The following is a 25,501-nucleotide window of genomic DNA, read 5'->3' as shown; positions in this document are numbered from 1 at the left end:
CCTCTATGTATACAGACATAGGTGGTTATGAATAGCTACATCACCATTAATCAGATACTTATATCAAATATGATACTATACATTTTCTTTCTATTAAACAGTCTAGCCTTACTATCATACTTAAATCATTGATATGATTATTAAAACATCAATTCTTATCTATAAATAAGTCAAATATAATTCTAAAATATAAAATTATATAAAAACATATTATAATCTTAAAAAATAAAAATCATTATAATATCTAACATAGATGCTATCTAAAAATACAAATATATAACTTATAAAATAATACCTAACAACTGATGCCAAAAATCTTACTACTAACATAGAATTATCTTAATTTGATATACTAGTCTATTCGGATTACCAATACACTCTACCAACAAACGATAAAATATATATTGATTGTTATACGTCCTAGTTAAGAATAAAAATGATATCTCTCTATCTTCTATAAAGATAGATCTATATGTTGCTATATTGTATATATATGTCACAACGCAATTTTAATAAAAAGATATAAAATTGCAGAAATACAAGGATCGAATAACATAAAAAAATAATAAATTCTATGAACTGGAAACAGATTAATGACCATTCTTCCAACTATAACTAAGATGATAAAAAACCTATAATTATCTTGTTCTTATTATGTTCAAGAAACTTAAAAGCATATAAAATAACTAATAAAAAATCAATTTATTTATTAGCCTATTTTAAATAAAACTTAATCATATCAATAGTATGCAACACTATTTTATAGTAATCACATAGTTAATAAATGCTAATTCAATTAACAACAATCCCCTTTAATCTGAATAAAGACACCCGAATGAAAAATCAAATAAATAATGATTCACTGTATCACATCACTACAAAAAGGAAAAATTGATCTTAGCAATAAGTATATTATTTACTCTGTACTGTGACTCGAAATAACAATGTGCTACCCAGGTAAAAACTAGTAAAATTATAAACATACCATTAAAATTAATCCTACCCCTAAATTTGTTTTGATATACAGAGCTATGTACAACAATATATCTGTAAATAAACACGGGGATGATTTATTAAGAACAGGTAAAAAATCGACATGAATCATAGTCTATTTGTCACTAAACGCGATGGCCGTACTGAATATATCGATCTCGATAAAATCCACCGTGTTCTCAACTGGGCCGCGAAGGGTCTAGAAAATATCTCCGTTTCCCAAGTTGAGCTTTGTTCTCATATCCAATTCTATGAAGGTATTCGAACATTTGACATTCATGAAACCATTATCAAATCAGCTGCCGATCTAATTTCAAAAGATGCACCTGATTATCAATATATGGCTGCACGATTAGCCATTTTCCATTTAAGAAAAAAAGCCTACGGACAATTTGAACCCCCTACACTCATTCATCAGGTCACACGCATGGTAGCTATGGGAAAATATGATAAGCATCTATTAACAGATTATAGCACTGAAGAATTTGAAAAAATGGATGGCTTTATAGATCACTGGAGAGATATGAACTTCTCTTACGCGGCAGTAAAACAACTAGAAGGCAAATATCTAGTTCAAAACCGTGTGACTGGTGATGTCTACGAAAGTGCTCAGTTTTTATATATCTTAGTATCTGCATGTCTATTTTCCAATTACCCAATAAAAACTCGTTTGAGCTATATCAAACGCTTTTATGATGCAATTTCAACTTTTAAGATCTCTTTACCTACACCTATTATGTCAGGAGTTCGGACACCAACACGTCAATTTAGTTCCTGCGTATTAATTGAGTGTGGTGATAGTCTTGATTCAATTAACGCTACCTCTAGCGCGATTATTAAGTATGTCTCTCAACGTGCTGGTATTGGCATTAATGCTGGCCGTATTCGTGCTTTAGGAAGTCCTATTCGTGGCGGTGAAGCCTTTCATACTGGTTGTATCCCCTTCTATAAACTTTTTCAAAGTGCAGTAAAATCCTGCTCTCAAGGGGGGGTTCGAGGAGGAGCGGCTACACTATTCTTTCCTCTATGGCATAGAGAAGTCGAAAGCCTTCTAGTGTTAAAAAATAACCGTGGTGTTGAAGGTAATCGTGTCCGACATATGGACTATGGCGTCCAATTAAATAAAACAATGTATCAACGTTTACTTCAAGGAGAAGATATCACTCTATTTAGTACATCAGATGTACCGGGTCTATACGATGCATTTTTTGCAAATCAAGAAGAGTTTGAACGATTGTATACACAATACGAACAAGACCCCAATATCTGCAAACAAAGAGTGAAAGCCATTAATTTGTTCTCATTAATGATGCAGGAGCGTGCCTCAACTGGTCGAATCTATATTCAAAATGTTGATCACTGCAATACTCATAGCCCGTTTAATCCAACTCTTGCCCCTATTCGTCAATCTAATCTATGTCTTGAAATTACTCTTCCTACTAAACCAATGCAAAATATTAACGATGAGGATGGAGAAATTGCGCTTTGTACTCTTTCTGCATTTAATCTTGGAATGATTGAAAGCCTCGATGACCTACAAGAACTATCAAGATTAGCTGTACGTGCACTTGATGCACTAATTGACTATCAAGATTACCCTATTCTAGCAGCTAAAAAAGGGGCTATGGGAAGACGAACCTTAGGTATTGGTGTAATTAACTACGCATATTACTTAGCAAAACACAGTGTTCGCTATTCTGATAATAGTGCTAATATATTAACACATCAGGTCTTTGAAGCCATACAATACTGGCTTCTCAAGGCGTCTAACGAACTGGCAATTGAGCAAGGTGCATGCCCATGGTTTTCCGAAACAACCTATTCTCAAGGAGTTATGCCAATTGATACATATAAAAAAGATTTAGATACATTATGCAATACCCCTCTCCTACTTAACTGGGAAGAACTCCGAGAATCTGTAAAAAAATACGGACTACGTAACTCTACTCTATCAGCACTGATGCCAACCGAAACATCCTCTCAAATTTCTAATGCCTCTAATGGGATTGAACCACCTCGAGGTTATATCAGTATTAAAGCCTCAAAAGATGGTATACTTCGTCAAGTGGTACCAGAATATACACGCCTTAAAGATCAGTACGAACTGCTATGGGACATACCAAATAATGACGGATATTTACAACTAGTTGGCCTCATGCAGAAATTCATTGACCAGGCTATTTCTTTGAATACACATTACGACCCAAAACGCTTTACAGATGGAAAAATTCCAATGAAACAACTTCTTAAAGACTTAGTAACTGCTTATAAATTTGGAATTAAAACCCTTTATTATCATAATACTCGTGACGGATCAGATAATTCACAGGAGTCAAGTTTCCCAATTCTTCCAGATGAAGGGTGCGAAAGTGGATCCTGTAAAATTTAACTTTTACTCGTAACTCCTTACAAGAGAACACCTTCCTTCATTTCTTGGAATATAACATGGCCTATACAATTTTTTCACAAAAAAATAATAATCAACTTTTAGAACCGATGTTTTTTGGTCAATCAGTCAACATTTCACGATTTGACCAACAAAAATATAATATTTTTGAAAAACTAATAGAAAAACAACTCTCTTTCTTCTGGAGACCAGAAGAAATTGACATATCACGTGACCGTATTGACTATCAGTCACTGCCTCAACATGAAAAACATATATTTATTAGTAACTTAAAATATCAGACATTATTGGATTCTATTCAGGGACGTAGCCCAAATATCGCTCTATTACCACTCATATCTATTCCCGAACTAGAAACATGGGTAGAAACCTGGTCATTTTCAGAAACCATTCATTCTCGTTCATATACACATATTATTCGTAATATTGTTAATAATCCTTCAGTTATTTTCGAAGATATTGTTACACATAAAGAAATTCTATCTCGTACTAAGGACATATCTAGTTATTATGATAATCTGATTTCTATGACTCATTCTTGGCTACTTTTAGGAGAAGGAGTCCATCAATTAAAGAATAGCGATACTATTACGGTAAATCTAAAAACACTGAAAAAACAACTATATCTGTGTTTAATGAACGTAAATGTACTTGAGGCTATTCGATTCTATGTCAGCTTTGCTTGCTCCTTTGCTTTTGCTGAGCGTCAACTTATGGAAGGAAATGCAAAAATCATCAAACTTATTGCCCGTGATGAAGCACTACACGTCACTGGTACTCAACATATTCTAAACCTTCTACATAACGGTCTAGATGATCCAGATATGGCAGAAATAGCAGCAGAATCTAAACAAGAATGCTATAATCTCTTTCTGCTCGCTGTAAGGCAAGAAAAAAAGTGGGCCGAATATCTATTTAAAAACGGTTCAATGATTGGTTTAAATAAAGAGATTCTCTGGCAATATATTGAATATATTACTAATATTCGCATGAACGCAGTAGGACTAAAACAACCATTTCAAATACGATCTAATCCTATTCCATGGATTAATTCCTGGCTAGTTTCAGATAACGTACAGGTCGCACCTCAAGAGGCAGAAGTCAGTTCTTACCTAGTTGGTCAAATTGACTCTGAAGTCAATGTAGATGATTTTATTGATTTCCGTTTGTAAAACATAACATATTTTATGATTATAATTCGTCCTTCTGGTAAGACACTTCAATACTATAATTTATATGACACACTTCTAACCATCATAGAATCATATCAAATATATATTGAATATCAGTGTCGCGCAGGATATTGCGGTTGTTGTCGTGCTCGTCTTTTAAAGGGGGTAGTCAGTTATAATATACTACCCTTAACTTGTATTAAGCCAGGTGAAATTGTACCTTGTTTGTGTCATGTTCATGGTAATATCGAAATCGAATTATATAGTTAATTCTCAAAATACATGTAAATCTAATTAATATACATATTAATCATATAGATTTTAATTTAGATAAAAGAAAATCCTATTTAAATTTTAATAAAGCTTTAAAAAAAGATTTGATAGTAAAGTTGATAATATTTACTTCATCATTATTATTTTTTAGTAATATTAACTAATTTAATAAACTCAAATCTGTTATATATATCTATAATATGCTAAAGAATGAAAGTAACCTGAAACATCCAATAAGATCATACTTAAGATTTCTCCTGATCTATAATGACGATCATCAGAATAGATTATATGAGTATTATCATAGAATCAAAATACTTATAGATATGAATATATATTGAAATAATTGCATATGTATGCAATCTTTTTATGAAAAAGATATGTTCACCTATGTTAGATCTAACATCTAAGCCTGAAATCATATATAAAATAGAATTATCTATCTAAAATAGCTTTATGTTTTAAAATACTATTTTTACACTCAGTTACAGAACAACAATATAAGCATCTTTGAGTACAAAAAAATACTTGATTACATTAAATACATACCAAATATAATTTTTTCTCTCTTTTATTATCATAATATTTTCAGCAATACACTCAATCTTAAAATATAGAGCCCTTCTATCCATCCACTACTAATATATCAAAAAATAACAATAGAAATAAGCCAATCAAAGATTCATATTATCTATAATATAATATCAGATCATCATATAATAATATTTCATTATATGAATTTATAAAACATTCGATACTACTTATTAAAATTTATATAGAAGACTCTAAATAATGACTAAAAGATTCAATCTGAATTAATAAAATTAATAAGTTAATTTTATCTATAATTTATTAAAGACAACTAAATGTACATTCAAATAATTGAACTAATATTCAATGAACATTTAAATGATTATTTTAAATCAATAATTATCATTAATTCCTAACTTTCTTTTACAGTAATAACTATGTCTTATAAATAATAATCTACATTTAGTATAGTAAAACTACCTGCTGAAGAAGAAAAATAAAAAAAATTAACAATAAAAAACTCATAATAGTAGAGAATATAGATTTTTCCATGTCATGGAAGGTAAGATTGTTGCCTTAAGAATCAGTTCCTAAGGTTTTCCAGACGATCTCATGAAAATACATAGAAAGTTAATCCTTATCTCATTTAAGTAACACCAAATAATATAGATGAACCTTGTGAGGTTAGCAGGTAGAAAATAAAATCTTGAACCTCTTTCTATATGTTGATGTAATTTCTGATAATTAGACTCCGGTTTCTCTAATTAATTGATACTCTTTGCTCAATGATTACAATATCTCTCTTGAAAATTTATTGATGTGTTTCGGCTTTTTCATTTCCACTATAGAGTTGTTTGATAATGTCTCTTCTGATTACCAAATATATTATCAAAAGTGCGATTATTACTCCAATTTCTAATCTAGAAAATACTAACTCCCAGATTATGATAATCATCATAATCCATTAATCCTTGTTCTAATGTCTTTATTTATGTGAATACTCTGTTTTCAAAAAATGTGCATTCCTTTTATCACAGATAAACTAATTATCTTAGATAATACTTAAATTTTAATACAGATTCTTATACGTAAATACAATAGATTAAGAAAACATATAATTCATGCAATCTACTACAACCAACATAGCACTAATTGTTTTCACTTATTTCATGCAATTCTTTGTTATTAAATAGATAAAAGATTACTATTTATATAACATGGAATTTAGAAAATTTATATTATTAAAATCATTGATGGATAATCAAATCCATATGAACTAAGAATAGCACAGTACGTTACTTATCTACTCCTGTCTAACTAAAAATTGAAATTAATTAATATAAATATACGTACCTTTCTTTCTTGTAAGGAAGAGGATTTTTTATTCCATATACTCTTATATCTACTATGAATCTAATCAAACAGAATTATCTCAATACAATTGACTCATATCTTTTATGATCTTAAAAGATTCTATCGTATGTACTCCAAGTACAATCTGATTTTTTAATAAATACAACTATCTGGTTCTTACTACCAAATATAATTAATAAAATCTATATTCTATGCTATGATAAAAAGAATCTTGTTGATCATGATCATAATCAATTAAAAAATTAATTATCCTTCTATCTCTTCATTAGACTTAACTTGAATATCATATTGGAGATTATTAAAATATAAGTTAGTAAGTAAAATTACTTTAATTCATTGATTATAGTTAGATTTCAATAATTTTTAACTAATTTTTTTCCTGAAAAACAAGTAAAATATAAAAACTCTTTGATTCTTAACAAAATTGACTGAATCAAACTAAATCTTTATTGATACAGCATCTAAGAAATGTTCCGTTAGATAACGCACAACTCACTAATTTATATATAACATAACACGAAATCACATTCATTGAAATCTGTCTCTTATACCGACTCATAAAAATAAAGCATCCTACAAAGATCTTGTGCTTTATTATGTAAATTGGTATTCATAAATTGAAGATAAGGATGTATCCTTTCTTAGTGCTAAATGTATAAATCTAGACATATTTCCTGGCTATCAAAATAGCATTTTTACTAACTATTCAGATAAAATAAAATATCAACCTCCAAGATCTCTTAGAAAATAATTATTATCTAAATACATTAAAACATAACTAATATTACTATAATGATAGCATCCATATATAAAAATATCTTTTGATGCAATACCTAGATCGAACAACTTTCAATATATATTTTTAAGGAATATCACTATACCACATCTATAACATCTCTTTTAGAATTAGATAAATAAATACTAAATCATAATCACTATCGTTCTAATACCTCAGAGAAATACTTCTACAAGTATTTATTTAAATAATATTTATCACACTTAAACCAATAAAAATTCATTAAATACTTCGATTTAAAAAACTACACTTAAATAACTAAAAAGTACAATCAAAAAAAATACATCTCTACCAATAAATAGCTAGTAGATGTGGAGTAAAACCGGAAACGGAAATATGTAGCTGATAGATATCTTCTTTCAAAAAACCGAAGTCAGCACAACAAGCGAATACATTGTCATTATTTTATACTATAAATATATCAAAACTCATAGTAATCATGGGGTTCTATTCATTCAATACAACTTATTGACAACTGGTTTCAAACCGAAATAAACTCACTTTGTTTCGATAAATTGTTATCTTGGATATTTCCAATTCCATCGGATAAATCGGATTAATGAAAATACTATTTCAACGTCAGATGACATTGGTAATAACATCCAACAATTCTCCACATTATGTTATACCATAATCATGAAGATTATATTAAATCGAACGAAATAATCGAAATAATTCAGAAAACTATGAAATTATCAACATAGATAGAGAGATATATTATCGTAGAGATCGATTACCGCGCGCTCCTTTCTCAATAACCCCCTTAAATACTGCAACATTATATCAAATAACAACAATATTTATTGAAACATAGGGAAACCATCCTGAACAAGATAGATCTATAAAAATCTATAATCGCTAGATATGAATAAAAGATATCACTGAAAGGATACAAGAATAAGTCATTATATCTGATGTTTTAGAAGGATAAAGTCACAAATGACTATATTAAACTAATACGTTATTTCATACTTTATTGCTATATAAAGTCACAATCACAACTCATAATACTTAAGACTAAGTTCGATTTTTTCTATCTCTCATTGATGGGCGATGTAATAAAATAATTATAGCTGATAACTTCATCTAAAACTTAATTATAAGCAATGTATTAAGGTAAAAACTAAAGTTTGAATATTAACATTGTACTTACCAGGTTCAGGCAGTACAACATGAAAGCTATTGCACTAATGAAACATGATATTATATAACTAAGCTATTCTAAGATATAGTGATTAAGTGAAAGAAAAGATTCGATTTTTATAATCGAATTCTTTATAATATATTATCTATCTAAAAAATAAGATTTATATGATCAGGTAAGCATATGCTAACCCGCACCTACATTTCAGGTGTGATATTCTAGTAAAACCATATTGTCAATTCCAACCGATTTATCAATGCTTTCGGATCACATTAACGTAAAAAATTAATTTAGGTGTATGTTAAAATGAGAACTTTTACCGCTAAACCTGTATCGGTACACCAAAACTGGTATGTGGTGGATGCAACACATCAAACCTTAGGTCGCCTAGCTACTGAACTAGCTAGGCGACTGAGAGGAAAACATAAAGCAGAATATACTCCGCACGTTGATACAGGTGATTACCTTATTGTATTAAATGCTAAAAATATATCTGTAACTGGTAACAAGAGGAAAAATAAAATTTATTATCATCATACTGGCTATGTTGGTGGAATTAAAAAAATTTCTTTTGAAGAAATGATTAACCGTCGACCTGAACGAGTTATTGAAATCGCAGTAAAAGGCATGCTACCGAGAGGACCATTAGGTCGAGAGATGTACCGAAAACTAAAAGTTTATGCAGGAAATACGCACAACCATGCAGCACAGAAACCGAAAGCTCTTGACATTTAATTAGGATGACACACAATGGTTGAGTATAAAAAATACGGAACTGGTCGTCGAAAAAGCTCTTCCGCCCGTGTCTTTTTACAGACAGGTAGCGGTCATATTGTTATTAACCAGCGTTCTCTAGAACAATATTTCGGTCGAGATACATCTCAGATGGTAGTATGTCAACCTCTAAAGTTGCTTGATATGAGGCATCAATTTGACCTATTTATCACTGTCAAAGGTGGGGGTGTTTCTGGGCAAGCTGGTGCAATCCGTCATGGTATTACACGTGCCTTGATAGCACATGATGAATCACTACGAAGTGAACTTCGTAAGGCAGGATTTGTTACACGAGACGCTCGTCAAGTGGAGCGAAAAAAAATCGGTCTTCGTAAAGCACGACGTCGTCCACAATTTTCTAAACGATGATATTGCTTTATACCTAAAAATAAAAACCCGGTGATCCGGGTTTTTATTTTAAATTGATAGAACGTAGACTAAAGATCATATACCTAATCCATTAACTCTTTGTCTCTACGATCAAGACTAGAACTATCAACTATGGTTCTTTCTTTACAAATATTTGTCTACTCATACAAGAATCTTTATTATTAAGTAGAATAATGTTCACTATTCCAAATATTGGCATAAATAAGCAGCAAGAAAATCGAGAGAACTATAGTAATAGTTTGTATTAACGCTGAATATTTCATAACTATTACTAATAATAAACGTTCAATAATAATACTATTTTCTGGACCTACTGACATTGTTAGTTATCAAGTTCAAAAAATCTTCGTAATAACAGTATCAATATAAAAATTAAACCAATTGAAAAGTCTTTAAAAAAACCCTGCTCCATTTACCTCTTATTGCTTTATGCCTACACATATTAATGAGAGTAAATTCTCATCAATCTCAGATGAGTAGGGAATACTTAGATTCATAATTCCCATATACACACCAGTTCTTCCGATATATCCAATAAAACGAACTAAAACCAGACTGATCATATATCGTATTTAGCATAAATGGTATGCATAAATGCATACAGTACAAAACAATGTAGATCTCAAGCAGAAACTGCACGACAAAAACTCTAGAAAGAACTACAATTAATTGAGAAAATCTTTTTACGTTCATTTTTGTTTATGAACAAAAATATAGTCTTCTAGATTACTATCTAGCTCTACTATTTTTACGTTTACTTCAAATAGGTATTCATATATCAGAACCTGATGCATAAGATCTACAAGATTATATACACCGTGTCTTTACGTATTCTTCTTTCTCTTCTTCACTAAGACAGAAAAAGCATAACATGAACATTCATACTACTAAGGTAACATCATCATGATTAAATCTCAATTTACAGATCAACGACCCTATTTGTTGCGCGCTTGGTATCAATGGTTCATTGATAACAACCTAACACCTTGTATACTAGTCAATATTAATTTCCCTTCTATTATAGTTCCAATCTCTTATACAAGTAATGGGCAAATAATACTAAATATTTCACCAAGATCAGTAGAAAACTTAGAAATCAAGAATGACAAAGTTTCTTTTCATACCTGTTTTAATGGAATTGTTCATGCAATTTCATTACCTCCAATCTCTATTCAAGCAATTTATTCTGTTGAAAACGGTATTGGAACTAATTTTATGAATCACAGAGAAGATGCAGATCGAACTGTAAGTCAATCGCAGAAAGGATGTAAAATTTCACCTGTCACAATCGAATCAGATGTTGATAACGTTTCTTCGTTTAAAAATAAACATACAAATCAGAATCTAGATAAAAAAAAGACAGTTTCAGATGTAAAAAACCCCTCTATTCTACGTCTAATAAAATAAATCTTCTATATTATGATAACTAATATTCTTCCAAGCCTCAAAATTGAATGATATTTATTTAGTATTAATTAAATACACCTTTATTCTAATATGATATTCTATTTCATAAGAGAAATCCTTACTGAAACAAGTAAGAATAGTAAAAAATTATTTTTTCTAACTTATAAAAGGTATAAATAAATTATTTCATAAAAAATAAAATTTTATAATAAATAAAAAGTTATTAAAAACTATATTTCTCATTCACAAACTAAAATAGAAAACTGTACAATTATAAATCACCTAACAATAAAAAATAAAATGATTAGATTATAGATAACACAACTCATCATTCCATACGACTAAACATTTAGTTACCATTAGAAAATATTATTTATTAGTATTTACTAATATGCTCAACCAAAAATATTAGAACCAACGTATTGAGCCATATTATGAATGTTACCATTAATCACTACAAATATAGTGATGTTTAATACTTTATTATATCGTATATAATATTAATATGACACAGATTGATAATCATACCTTCCAAGAACTAATTGTAATTTTACAGAACTACTGGTCTGATCAAGGATGTAGTATCATACAGCCACTCGATATGGAAGTAGGTGCAGGCACATGTCATCCCATGACATGCCTGCACGCAGTTGGACCAGAACCAACCGCAGTAGCTTATGTGCAACCATCACGACGCCCAACAGACGGTCGTTATGGAGATAACCCAAATCGTTTACAACAATACTATCAATTTCAATTGATCATCAAACCTACGCCACAAAATATACAAGATATGTATATCAATTCTTTAAGAACATTAGGCATTGATTTAGCAACACATGATCTTCGATTTGTAGAAGATAACTGGGAGAATCCAACTTTAGGGGCCTGGGGTCTTGGATGGGAAGTATGGCTTAATGGAATGGAAATAACACAGTTTACTTACTTTCAACAAGTTGGTGGCCTAGACTGTAAACCTGTTACCGGAGAGATTACCTATGGTTTAGAACGCCTAGCCATGCATATTCAATCTGTTGATAATATTTATGATCTAGTATGGAGCACTAACACACTTGGTACGACTACCTATGGCGATTTATTTCACCAAAACGAAATAGAGCAATCAACCTATAATTTTGAATACGCTGATGTTAATTTTCTCTTTATGACTTTTGAAGAATATGAAAAGGAAGCGAAAAAGCTACTACAACTAAAAACCCCTCTCCCACTAGCAGCCTATGAACGGATACTAAAAGCAATACATAGCTTTAACTTATTGGATGCACGAAAAGTCATCTCATCTACTGAACGTCAACACTACATTTTACGCATTCGATCTTTAACTAAATCCGTAGCTGAAGCCTATCTAGCCTCCCGAAAACAACTAGGATTTCCACGGTGCAAAAAAAAATAAAACATGGTGTACTATGAATGACCAAACTTTTCTAGTTGAAATTGGCACTGAAGAATTACCTCCAAAAACACTACGAAGTTTGGTGGAAGCCTTTGCAGACAACTTTACTAAGAAACTAGATAAAGAAGGCCTTATTCATGGAAAAGTTCATTGGTTTGCTACACCGCGTCGCTTAGCCTTACAAGTAGAAAAACTTAGCACAATACAACAAAATCACATAATAAAAAAACGTGGACCCACAATTCAATCTTCTTTTGATTCTAAAGGGAAGCCAACCCAAGCCGCAAAAAGCTGGGCACAAAGCTGTGGCATTCAAGTTGAGCAGGCAGACCGACTGATTACTGATCATGGTAGCTGGCTGATATACTACTTAAAAAAAACCAAACCACACGTTAACACACTGCTTCCAACAATTGTTGAAGAATCTCTATTTCAGCTTCCTGTTCATAAAATTATGAGATGGGGTGCATCAAAAATTTATTTCATACGGCCAATACACAGCGTAATTTTACTTCTTGGAGATATGCTGATCGAAAGTAATATTCTAGGAGTTGTCTCTAGGCGTATAACTTATGGTCATCGGTTTATGGGCATGCCATACTTTAGCATCAATCATGCTAACCAGTATCCTCAGATACTGCTCACACAAGGTAAGGTACAAGCAAACTATCATTCACGCAAAGCATTGATAAAAAAAGAAATTCAAAAAGCCGCTACAGCTATCGGAGGAACAGTCATTATCAGTGACCAACTTCTTGAAGAAGTGACTGCATTAGTAGAATGGCCAGTAATTCTAACAGGACAGTTTAAAAAAAAGTTTCTATGTATACCTACTGAAGCACTTATGCAGACTATGCAATGCCATCAAAAATATTTTCCAGTACATGATAAATCAGGAAAGCTTTTATCTTATTTTATCTTTGTTACTAATATTGAATCCAAAGATCCACAGAAAATTATTTCTGGTAATGAAACAGTTCTGCACTCACGCCTAACAGATGCATTATTTTTCTTTAAAAAGGATCGTGATCATCGTTTAGAAGACTATCTTCTACATCTAAAAAACGTGCTATTTCAGAAAGATCTAGGTACTTTGTATGATAAAACACAACGTGTTAAGAAATTAGCAAACTGGATTACAATAGCAATTGGAGGAAGTGTTAAAAAAACTAAGCGAGCTGCTCTGTTATCTAAATGTGACCTAATGACTAAAATGGTATTCGAATTTACAGAAATACAAGGATTTATTGGGATGCATTATGCTCGTCAAGATGGTGAATGTGAAGAAGTTGCAATCGCGCTCAATGAGCAATATCAACCAAGATTTTCTGGTGACTGCCTACCTTCCAACCTAACATCATATGCGCTTGCAATTGCAGACAAAATGGACACAATAGTAGGCATATTTGGCGTTGGTCTTTATCCAAAGAATGATAAAGATCCCTATGCCCTCCGTCGTGCAACAGTTGGTGTTTTACGTATTATTATTGAGAAAAAGCTACCTCTTGATCTATATTCACTAACTCAAGAGACAGTGAGACTGTATAAAAACCAACTCATTAACTCTAATACAATAGATGATGTAATTCGCTTTGTATTAGGTCGATTAAAATCATGGTACCAAGAGAAAGGACATAAAATTGATACTCTGCAAGCAGTATTAACATGTCGTCCAACAACATTAGTAGATCTAGACTCACGAATCAATGCAGTCACATATTTTCGTACGCTAAAAGAAGCAACAAGTCTTTCCGCAATCAACAAACGTATCTCGAATATTTTAGCAAAAACAACAGATTTATTAAATAAAAAAGTAAATAAAGATTTGTTAATAGAACCAGCAGAAATTCAGTTAGCAGAGAACGTTTCCACTCTATATGATATATTACCGCTATACTATGCAGATTTTCGTTATCAAGACGCATTAATTAGAATAGCTTCTCTACATGAGATCATTGATAACTTTTTTAATAAGGTTATGATTAATTCTCTAGATAACGAATTACGTATTAATCGTCTAACATTGTTATCTAAGCTGCACTCTCTGTTTCTAAATATAGCTGATTTTTCGATACTTCAGGACTCTTCTGTCATTAGTCAACGAAAATAATTTTTCATAGGAATAAAAAGCTAGTAATATAGATATTCTATGTTCTATATTATAAATATAATTAAATAAAATAATTAAATAATTTAAAATATGTCATAAAACTCATGATGAAAATAGATAAATTTAATTAATTTAAGTTCTGAATAAACTAGATCTATCTAGTTAGGATATGTTTTATTATAAATAATGTTTTCATAAAAAATATAATTTATAAAGAAATATAACACTTTTAGGAAATAGAATTCCAGTTTTCTTATTCATCTTTTTATTAAATATTAAGTTTTAAGTTTGTTAACATCAGTTATAATATGAATTGATATATATCTGTTAGTAAAATTTATCATCGTATATAAATAAATTTTAACTTACAAATTAAAAATGAATCTTTATTAGCAACTTGTCTATAATAGGTATATAATCATTACATCTATCATTATATGTCATTGTTTTATATATTATATTATCATTATATTACACTTTTAAAAACTAAAAGACCAGAATGGTATAATCTTCTATTATCTATATTGATCTAATATCATATATGTTGTTTTTATCAAAATTAAATCTTTAATATCAATTACAATCTATTTTCTCATAAATTAAAGGCTTATTACATACTACTGCATCATATCTAAAAATATACTAGAAATTAATTCTACAATCATTAAATATGGTAACCAAAATAGAATAAATTAATCTTCATCTAGATATGAAGCAAGTGACTCGATTCACATAGATGTTAAGATAAGGTTTTAATCTTTCAATATCAACAAATTCTATAAAAATAAATCATCTATCTTTAATGAATTTGATAGTTTGATAAATCAAAAATACTGATTTTCAACAAAGAAATAATAGCACCATGTTTATCAAACATAATAATACCTTATTTTAGGAATAAATAGATGCAATTAAATATAACAATTAGATAATAATGTCACTGCTTCATCTGAATCATTAATAAGATCATCTAGTTTAACTATTAAATAACTATTAGAACTAAACCATAAAATATCAATAAAAATAGATAACTATATACTTATCTAGATTGAAAATAAAAAATTCAAGATATAGATCTTTGAGATAAGAAAAATCTAATACATCAGTTATAAAACCAATTTTATTAATAAACATAATGATTATAAAAATAAAACCCTCAATTAATATTAAAATAAAAAATCATGTATACACCTGTATTCAAGATATTCTAATAAATCAAGAGTATAATATTTACTTATCAACTTGCAAATAATACGTTTTTTCACAAAATAATGAATTTTATAATTCATCGAAAAAACTATGAACGCATGATAATTCTGAAAGAATTGTATATTATTTTTCTTAACTTATCAAAATAATCAGAGACAATACAGAAAATTTTTATACTACTTCTATATAAAAATAATAGATCAAAATATGATATCTACAATAGATCATTACATAATAGTCATGATTGTAAGATGATTAACAAATAAATATCAATAAATACAAAAAATATTATCAATAATTGTTTTAAACAATAAAAACATTTGACATTTATCTGTTTGTTTCAATTAAAAAATTTATCAATTATAGTATTGCTGATTAATTCATCTCTAATTCTTTAAATAAAAACATCATCAAATATAATACTAATTATGATTCTTCTCATATAGAAGAATACAAACATTAGAGAATACCATATTTATTCCAACTTTAAACCTATATATATCTTTTAACTATATATATAAAAATTTCTAAATCAAGCTCATAAAATCATTCATTTTGATATTTATAAAAACTATCAGAAAAACCATCCTTAAATAATAATAATCACATAACAAATAAAAAAGGATAAATAATTTATATTATAGCTTTTTTAATAAAAATTAATTATTTCATATAAAACTATATTTAGAGCCTTTTTTAAAAATCCTATTATAAATAATTATATAACAAAATATCGATTTGATAAAATAATACTAAGTGACCTATTAAGTGTTCTACTACATACATTATCTATACGTTATATTATATAGAAATGAAATTTATTTAATAATTAATATTATTTATGTACTTAATTAAAGTATCTATAAAAAAACAAAACGTGAATAGAATTGATTCCAATCACTTTACTATATTATTTTATAAAGTTAAAAACCTACTACGTGATGTTATATATTTCATACTAAATATCACTAATACTATATAAAATACCGACATACCTCTTATCACGTTTTATAAAAGATCTAACAGTGTTAACATATGTTTTAAAATAATAATCTGGATTATTGCAGATGGATCCTGAGATTTAGACCTAATAAACTAAATTAATGATTATAAATTTATATCATAAAATAAGATATTGTATGATATATAAAATTCACTTAAAATAATTAAAATAGACATTTATTAAAATCATTAGGATCCTTCAAATCTAATATATATTTAACATAATTTACTATTACTCTAGAATAATACTAACAGTTTGTATCTCCCCTATTTTTAGTTCCTACATCAAAACATTAAATAAAAAAATTAAATTACTAAATTTAATTAAATAAACATTATTCCTTTAGAAAAAAGGAGAATGCATGTTAATGCAAGACAGATTTCTTTTAGATATTATCTATATAATAATAGAATATTTTCTAGATACCTCTGATATTTATCTTAAATGATTGAATAAAAAATTAAAATATCAATCAACATCATATTTTATCTATATCAATAAAAGACTTATTTATTATAGAAATATAAAATTATAACTAATATATTACTTATTCATTTATTCAAGACTGACTATATATTATTTTTACAAGCATGTTCTAAATTTTTATTTAATTAAATTACATTCTAATTATTTAATTTATAAAAATATGATAAAACTTAATCATGTCAAATAAACATGTTACTAGTCTCGTTCCTTTTCATAATTGATACTAACACATCTAATTATATTATTGTTCTTTTCTAGAACTAATGCAGTAATTCATCAAAAATAATAATAATAAAGAAAAAGTACACAGATCATATCTCATATCTTATATTATAAAACTATAACATGCGTAATAAACTACATTAAACTAAATCGTTTCTAACATCACTTAAGTCATTCTTCAATATTAATAGTGTAATGCTTTTACATCTACTCTAACTTTCAACCTCTTTTCTATTATCTGTAAACTAAAATAATTGTAGGATCTGCATGTTAACGTATAGATAGAGGTATATGAACTTTCTTCTTCTCTAGCTCTTGGATATAATACCAACGCTCTTCTGGTTTTGGAGGTAAACTTATCTGATTTTCATGATGAGCGGGTATTGTCGATATGACACATGATTGTTGTGGAATAATAAAAAAGAATACACCTATAAAAATAGATTGAATAAGAATAATCATCGATAATGCGATTATTAATATCTTACTATTACGTTTTTTTCGGAAACTAACAGTATTTTTATACCTTAATCCTATCGTTCGTTCACAGTTTACATAATCTTTATGTATCACTTTTTCTCCGCATAATATCCAATAACGTACACTTATCCAGATAAAAGTGCTATATTAACTATTAAGTTTCAACCGACTCTTATTGATCGAATAGCTACATAAATAACAATTATCTTATTTTAAACATATAAAAAATAAACTATAATAAATTGAATCTTTGATCTAAAAAATAGAATACAAAGTTAACATATAAGTATTATTTCTGCATAATAAGTTATACAACATCTATTCTCAATACTATCAATCATATCTAATTAATATACTAATTGTATATACATATACAATCCTATATTTTAACTAAAAAGATAAAACATGTACCATCATTAATAAGACAATAAGATCATGACGAAAAAAAAAATAAGTATTATTGGTGGGCAATGGCGAGGAAGAAAACTATTTGTCCCCAATAGCATTGGATTACATCCTACTACCCATCGTATTCGTGAAATGCTTTTTAATTGGTTAAGGTCCGATATCTATCAAGCCAAATGTCTTGACTGTTTTTCTGGAAGCGGTTCGCTGGGATTTGAAGCTCTTTCACGCAACGCTTCTAGCGTAACGCTGTTAGAAATACAACAAACAGTAGTGCGTCAATTATTAAAAAATCGCGAGATCCTGGGAGCGAACAGTGGACATATTGTTCATACAAATTCACTACATTACATATCTAAAAAAGGAACACCGTATCACATTGTCTTTATTGACCCACCATTTCATCATAATCTAATCATAAAAACAATCACTCTTTTAGAAAAAAATTCCTGGTTAGAAAATGAATCACTCATTTACATAGAAAGTGAAATAAACAAGATAGAGCTTGCAGTTCCAAAGAATTGGAAACTCTATCGACAAAAAACGACCGGACAAGTAGAATCTCTATTATATCAACGTCTTCAAAATAAGTAATTAATCATACAAAATTACTATTTCATAAATAGATTTATTTAACTATTCTATAATTTTTACGTTATATGAAAAGTAATATGCCAATTAGAGTCTTATAAATATTATTAATATTTTTATCTTCTTTCTTATCATAGTTTTTTAAAAAACATATTTATCTTCTTCTATTAAACAGAATAGACTTAATTCAAAAAAATCAATAAAATTAGATAAAATTAATAATTTTGATTTATAATTCATTGATTTTAATTAAATCCCTATACACTGAGATTTGAGTAATCACGCCTAATAATAGAAATAAAGTTTAAAGCTAATATTTGTTAATTTAATCAAATATTCTGATAACTTCTTTATCGAAGATTTATCGTATACATAATATAATTAAAAATTATTTTAAAATAAACTCATTAATCTAAAATAGAGTAATACTACATATCCATCTTACAACATCTGACTTATTAGAAAATTGCACTAAATAAAGATTGCTAAATCTCAAGGTTAATCTCCAATAAAATAAGGATTCAAACTATATTAATCCTAATTTTTGATAAAAAGATTTATATATATAAATATTAAAGTCTTATTATCTATTTGGATAATAAGTATAATTTAACATGAAAATTAATTTTTATATTGATAACCTATGATATAAATCATTTCTATAATTCATGAGATAATTGATTCTTATTTATTGAAATAATAAAGATTTAATCATATTATAGATATCCATGTTCTAATACCTTCTTTAAACGATAACAATCGTAAAACTATTAAGAATAAAAGTTATAAATCAGTGGATTGACTTTATGTTGCTACAGATCTAGTAGTTTAAAGATTAAACATACAAAAACTACTATAATTATCATTTCATAGCTTAAAAATAATACTATTATTTTCTAATAAAATATACTCATCTTCACATAACTAAGAAAAATTCTAGAACTTATAAAATAATACTAGAATACCTAATTAAATCTATAATAAATTAATCATTAAAACATTAAAAATAAAGATTTTATGATTAATAGAAAAAATAATTGATACGACCTAATCCAAATGATTTGATATAGATCTATCTTATTAAGATTACAAATTTAACCTTCATACCTCTACATTCCTAATGAATAACATGGAGAAAATTACATTATTATACAAAATAATCTAAAAAATTAAATTTCAATTCTTTACTTTCTATAAAATTATATGTCATTCTAATTATACTCAAAGTAGTATGTTTCGAATTATACCATCTAATTCTACTCAATCTACTTTTCTAATAACTAAACTAGACAAAGTTTAAAAATAATCACTAGTGTCAACCAGGAAAAGTTATTTCCTTACGATAAATATATATTTTGAAGAAATTATAAATTATCATTTTTATCTTTTATGAATAGAAATAAATTACTAGATAAATAAATATGTACAGACACACTGAACATCCAAACTATATAAAACTCTGTATTTTAAAATAGCACTAGACCATCTCTACTAAAATATGAAATCCTAAGTCCATCAACTATATACTCAACACCATGTTCACTCTTTTATTATTTAAATAAAATACAATAACCATCTTTATCTACTAATAAAATCCTTTATTTGAAATAATTTAAAATTTTCAGATAGACCGTTCTATTTAGCAGTACATATGATAATAATATACATTTATAATAATATGATCATCTTTATTCAATATCTTTCAAATATTAAATAAATGACTTAAAAAATAATAAAATGATTTTTAATATTCATCACCAAAATATGTAATACAGAATTATGTCAAGATACGTTATTAATAATAAATATTATTTAATAGATATGCTCAATGATTAGTAATCATCAATGAAAAGATATAGCTTTACAAGCAAATATTTATTTAAATATTTTTAGAATATTTTTAGAATATTTTTAATCAATATAGTAGATAGTTTGCAATCTAAACCCCCTTCATTTTAACTAGATAAATAGTAATTCTCTAGTAATTATTAATATGCTTGAAGAAATATATATCACTATCATAATAGATCTATTTCTACAAAACTACTACAATATAAAATATCTATGCTAATAGCTATCTCTAATTATATCAAGATACAGCGACCTGTTACTAAATCTAGATAAAATATGGAAGAATTTATCATATAAAAATAAACATAACAGCATGATGAGGATCCTCATCCTGTATTTATGTCATACGATAAAATTAAAAAATGAAAGATGGACAAAAAATAAAAATACTAAAACTATAACAAATGATCTAATAGATAGAAACTATAATAATTAATACAATCCAATGCGATCCAAAAAACACTAACTATAAAAATTTTCTCCTGATTCAAATTTTATATAAGTCCATCTTATTTATTATCATTATCATTAATAAGTAAATGTAGATATTATGATTATACTCCTAATGCTTCAGTTAAAATGCTGTCAAAACACATATCTCGACATCTCTTATTCTCTTATTCTCTTATTCTCTTATTCTCTTATTCTAATAGACCTAATTTTTCTATGTCACAAATTCTATACTTATTACCTAAAGATTTAATAGAGGAGTCAATGAAAATAGGAAAACTACTATTTAAACTAAATCCTATATTAGTAATTGTAGTACTAGGATTTGGTCTTATAGGTTGTTCTAGTGCTATTAATACTACATTGGCTATTAATCTAGTTAAAAAAAATACATCATATATACTACGTAATTATTTTGATAAAGTTAAAAAGATTACTAATATCGATATTGCTCACCCTACACGAAGAAAATCACTATCTAAATTAAATATAGGAATACATCTTCACCCCTCTAAGTTACTAAAGATAAAAAAATTAACACAAAAATATAATGAAACAATTAAAAAGAAAAAAAATAAAAATCTAAACAAAACAAGGTATAACCAAGCAAATTATACAGTGAAACAAGGCGACACTTTATTCCATATTGCATCAGTTACCAATAATACAGTCTATTATCTAGCAAAGAATAATCATATCCCTATGCCATATCTTCTCACTGTAGGACAAAAATTAAATTTTCTTAGTAGAAAAAATTCTACTAAAAAATCTAAAAATACAGAAATAAGCGTACAACAAAAAAATAAACATAAAAAACCTGTTTCCGATACTAAAACAAAAATTAAAAAAGACAATATTAGACATAAATCAAATATTTTTTATCCTAAAACATTAAATCCAATCCATAACATTAACTCTTTTCCTACATCTAATAACAGAATATTAAAAAAACCAGAATTAATTACGACCCATGTTACCCGAAATTTTACTAAAAAAACTATTCCTATTATAATACATTGGCGATGGCCTATATATGGAAAAATCATCGATAATTTTTCTTCGGAAGAAGGAGGTAATAAAGGCATTGATATTGCAGGAGCATATGGTCATGCAATTGTATCGACTGCATCCGGACGCGTAGTGTACGCTGGAAACGAGCTACGAGGGTACGGTAACTTAATTATAATTAAACATAACGATGACTATCTAAGTGCTTATGCACATAATGCAACAATTTTTGTAGCAGAACAACAAACTGTAAAAGGTGGTCAAAAAATCGCTACAATGGGAAATAGTGGTACTAACTCAGTAAGATTACATTTTGAACTTCGTTACAAAGGAAAATCTGTCAATCCTTTATATTATTTGCCAAAACGATAATTAGAATTATATTCTATATTGTTAAAAACAATATACTCTGTAGTTTATTAAAAATAAAAAGCAAAAGATAAAATAATACTAATCCATAAGTCAACAATTAAAACCATAAAAACCAACAATATACACTGTATAAATAATATATATGTATATATTTAAAAATAAATAAATATTATTAGTAGTACATCTACTATTTTGAACAACATTAGTGTCTCTAAGATTATAGATATATTTGATTACACAATATTTATAATTTTTTACTAGACAATATATTTAAATATTAAATATATTTAATTTATATTTTTTAATAAATTTAACCAGAAAAATAAAATATCTATTTAATATATTTTATATTCTTTTATTCATTGAAATTAACAGGATTTCATCAAGTAATCTACTTAGTAATAATATACTCTTTGTGTTCCAAAATTAATATATAAATACACGTTACACCCTTGCCTCTTAACTATAAAACAATATGTAACAGATTTTTGTTCTGAAATCACAGAAATATACCGCATATGATTAAATCATCATTTATATTGATAGAATATAGAATAATGATATAGAAGATTATTCTCGTACATACATAAAATGTATCATATGACTAGTATTTTTAGAATTTAATATATTCACTATATTAGTAAATATATATTTTCTAAAAATATCCAAAATAAATAAAACATTAATATAAATAGGATATACTATTTGATACTATAATACATCTACATTACCGTTTATTTTATAATCTATACTCATTAATAATAGAATCAAACATACTTATTATGTTAAATATCTAAAAGAAATTATCAAAAATATAAAATAAATTAAACTTTTATATAATTATCAATTTATGTTTATATAATAGAGCTTCAGAAATAAAAATTCATACAATTATATTTCTTACTTTATAAAAGCAATCTATTTTACACTTTAAAATCAAAATCATACCATAATACTTACTTATTATCATACTGTTTTGGCCAAGCATAATTATCAAAACGTGACCATTGTCCATTAAATGTTAATCTTACAGTACCAATTGGTCCATTACGTTGCTTACCAAGAATAATCTCTGCTACACCTTTTAAGGTACTATGTTCATTATAAACTTCATCACGATAAATAAACATGATTAAATCAGCATCCTGTTCAATAGAACCAGATTCACGGAGATCAGAGTTAACAGGTCTCTTATCAGATCGTTGCTCCAATGATCGATTTAGTTGTGATAATGCTATAACAGGCACTTTTAGTTCTTTTGCTAATGCTTTCAGAGATCGGGAAATCTCAGCTATTTCTAGTGTACGATTATCAGATAAAGCAGGAACACGCATCAACTGCAAATAATCAATCATAATCAAATCGAGACCACCATGTTCTCGAAATATACGACGAGAACGTGACCTTACTTCGGTTGGAGTAAGACCAGATGAATCATCAATAAACATGTTTTTCTTTTTTAAAAGCAAACCCATAGTACTAGAAATCCGTGCCCAATCTTCATCATCCAGTTGACCTGTACGAATACGAGTCTGGTCAACCCGTGATAACGATGCTAAGATTCGCATCATAATCTGCTCTCCAGGCATTTCAAGACTAAAAATAAGAACTGGTTTATCTTGTAACATCGCTACATTTTCACATAAATTCATAGCAAAAGTAGTTTTTCCCATTGATGGACGTGCAGCAACAATAATTAAATCAGAACGTTGTAAACCAGCAGTTTTTTTATTTAAATCTTGATAACCAGTATCAACTCCAGTGACACCATCATTAGGAGCTTGATATAAAGATTCAATACGTGATACGGTAGACTCAAGAATCTCATCAATACTTTTTGGTCCTGTATCCTTTTTAGCCCGATTTTCAGCAATCCTAAATATACGTGATTCTGCAAGATCAAGAAGCACTTCACTACTACGACCCTGTGGATTATAGCCTGAATCAGCAATTTCATGTGCCGCAGCAATCATCTCACGTACCACTGCACGCTCACGTACTATATCTGCATAAGCACAAATATTTGCCGTACTTGGTGTATTTTTCGATAACTCTGCTAAATAAGCAAAACCCCCTGCTATACTTAATTTACCTTGTACCTCCATCCATTCAGATAATGTAATCAAATCAATTGGTTTTCCTTGGTCAAGTAAAAGTTGCATTTCTTTAAAAATAATCCGATGAGAGCGACTAAAAAAATCCTGCATAACCACACGCTCTGAGATATTTTCCCAACGCTCATTGTCAAGCATTAAACCACCTAATACTGATTGCTCTGCTTCTATTGATCGAGGAGGTAGCTTTATCCCCTCTATCTGACGGTCAAATGGTTCACCATTTGTATAAAATTTATGTATGGATTTCTTTGCTGTCATAAGTATTTTATACCAAAATCTTTTAAGTGAAATAATAATAAATAGCAGCAAATTTTCTATAAATCTACTCTTCTACGAAAGATTAGAACTCATCCTAATAATACAATAGATCAACATAAATAGATTGCTTCATTATAGAGGTACATCATAACTATCTAATGAGTTAAACGTTTACCTATATAAATTTAAGGATTAGAACTAAATATTTTTAACCCAAATTGTAATCGTGATTAGTAATCAATGAAAATAATTAAGACTAGACTA

The 25,501-nt window shown here is 28.0% G+C and carries 14 protein-coding genes; 10 read left to right on the top strand and 4 right to left on the bottom strand.

Translation table 11 applies throughout. The features are described from left to right. Nucleotides 1-1,096 precede the first annotated feature (1,096 nt). From nrdA to rpsI, 5 genes are all read left to right on the top strand, one after another. On the top strand, nt 1,097-3,382 hold the full coding sequence (nrdA, locus tag ERCIPICE3303_RS00745; protein ID WP_157990853.1) for a class 1a ribonucleoside-diphosphate reductase subunit alpha: 2,286 nt from the start codon (nt 1,097-1,099) through the stop codon (nt 3,380-3,382). 56 nt (nt 3,383-3,438) lie between these two features. Then, nucleotides 3,439-4,572, top strand: coding sequence for a class Ia ribonucleoside-diphosphate reductase subunit beta (gene nrdB / locus ERCIPICE3303_RS00740; RefSeq protein ID WP_157990852.1), 1,134 nt, complete (start codon nt 3,439-3,441; stop codon nt 4,570-4,572). Nucleotides 4,573-4,587: 15 nt separating this feature from the next. After that, nucleotides 4,588-4,842 carry a class I ribonucleotide reductase maintenance protein YfaE gene (gene yfaE / locus ERCIPICE3303_RS00735; protein WP_157990851.1) on the top strand — a complete coding sequence of 85 codons (255 nt, stop codon included), beginning with the start codon at nt 4,588-4,590 and terminating at the stop codon, nt 4,840-4,842. Between the two features lie 4,154 nt (nt 4,843-8,996). Further along, entirely contained in the window at nt 8,997-9,425 is a 429-nt protein-coding gene (gene rplM / locus ERCIPICE3303_RS00730; protein WP_157990850.1) for a 50S ribosomal protein L13, read from the top strand. 15 nt (nt 9,426-9,440) lie between these two features. After that, complete coding sequence (rpsI, locus tag ERCIPICE3303_RS00725; protein WP_157990849.1) at nt 9,441-9,833, top strand: 30S ribosomal protein S9; 393 nt, start codon at nt 9,441-9,443, stop codon at nt 9,831-9,833. Between the two features lie 182 nt (nt 9,834-10,015). On the opposite strand, the gene ERCIPICE3303_RS00720 is transcribed toward rpsI, so the two are convergent. After that, nucleotides 10,016-10,174: a hypothetical protein gene (locus ERCIPICE3303_RS00720; RefSeq protein ID WP_157990848.1), complete on the bottom strand. Its 159-nt coding sequence runs from the start codon at nt 10,172-10,174 to the stop codon at nt 10,016-10,018. Nucleotides 10,175-10,273: 99 nt separating this feature from the next. Continuing rightward, the gene (locus ERCIPICE3303_RS00715) at nt 10,274-10,417 is read right to left on the bottom strand and encodes a hypothetical protein (protein WP_157990847.1); all 144 of its coding nucleotides are present in this window, start codon (nt 10,415-10,417) and stop codon (nt 10,274-10,276) included. Between the two features lie 340 nt (nt 10,418-10,757). On the opposite strand from ERCIPICE3303_RS00715, the gene ERCIPICE3303_RS00710 reads away from it, so the two are divergent. The 3 genes from ERCIPICE3303_RS00710 (at nt 10,758) to glyS (ending at nt 14,785) form a co-directional block, all read left to right on the top strand. Then, entirely contained in the window at nt 10,758-11,261 is a 504-nt protein-coding gene (locus tag ERCIPICE3303_RS00710; protein WP_157990846.1) for a stringent starvation protein B, read from the top strand. Between the two features lie 505 nt (nt 11,262-11,766). Further along, nucleotides 11,767-12,675: a glycine--tRNA ligase subunit alpha gene (gene glyQ / locus ERCIPICE3303_RS00705; protein ID WP_157990845.1), complete on the top strand. Its 909-nt coding sequence runs from the start codon at nt 11,767-11,769 to the stop codon at nt 12,673-12,675. A gap of 13 nt (nt 12,676-12,688) precedes the next feature. Beyond that, the gene (gene glyS / locus ERCIPICE3303_RS00700) at nt 12,689-14,785 is read left to right on the top strand and encodes a glycine--tRNA ligase subunit beta (protein ID WP_157990844.1); all 2,097 of its coding nucleotides are present in this window, start codon (nt 12,689-12,691) and stop codon (nt 14,783-14,785) included. Nucleotides 14,786-17,975: 3,190 nt separating this feature from the next. Here glyS and ERCIPICE3303_RS00695 read toward each other — a convergent pair. Further along, entirely contained in the window at nt 17,976-18,278 is a 303-nt protein-coding gene (locus tag ERCIPICE3303_RS00695) for a hypothetical protein (protein WP_157990843.1), read from the bottom strand. 342 nt (nt 18,279-18,620) lie between these two features. Here ERCIPICE3303_RS00695 and rsmD point away from each other — a divergent pair, with 342 nt between their 5' ends. Both rsmD and nlpD read left to right on the top strand, forming a co-directional pair. Continuing rightward, nucleotides 18,621-19,184, top strand: coding sequence for a 16S rRNA (guanine(966)-N(2))-methyltransferase RsmD (rsmD, locus tag ERCIPICE3303_RS00690; RefSeq protein ID WP_157990842.1), 564 nt, complete (start codon nt 18,621-18,623; stop codon nt 19,182-19,184). 2,562 nt (nt 19,185-21,746) lie between these two features. After that, entirely contained in the window at nt 21,747-22,862 is a 1,116-nt protein-coding gene (nlpD, locus tag ERCIPICE3303_RS00685) for a murein hydrolase activator NlpD (protein WP_157990841.1), read from the top strand. Nucleotides 22,863-23,818: 956 nt separating this feature from the next. Here nlpD and dnaB read toward each other — a convergent pair. Further along, nucleotides 23,819-25,237 carry a replicative DNA helicase gene (dnaB, locus tag ERCIPICE3303_RS00680; RefSeq protein WP_157990840.1) on the bottom strand — a complete coding sequence of 473 codons (1,419 nt, stop codon included), beginning with the start codon at nt 25,235-25,237 and terminating at the stop codon, nt 23,819-23,821. Nucleotides 25,238-25,501 lie beyond the last annotated feature (264 nt).

The sequence above is a fragment of the Candidatus Erwinia haradaeae genome (genome assembly GCF_900699015.1).
In the GTDB taxonomy this organism is placed as follows: Bacteria; Pseudomonadota; Gammaproteobacteria; order Enterobacterales; family Enterobacteriaceae; genus Erwinia_E; species Erwinia_E haradaeae_E.
The sequence above is the reverse complement of the archived record's forward strand: the minus strand, read 5'-3'. Positions and strand labels throughout refer to the sequence as shown.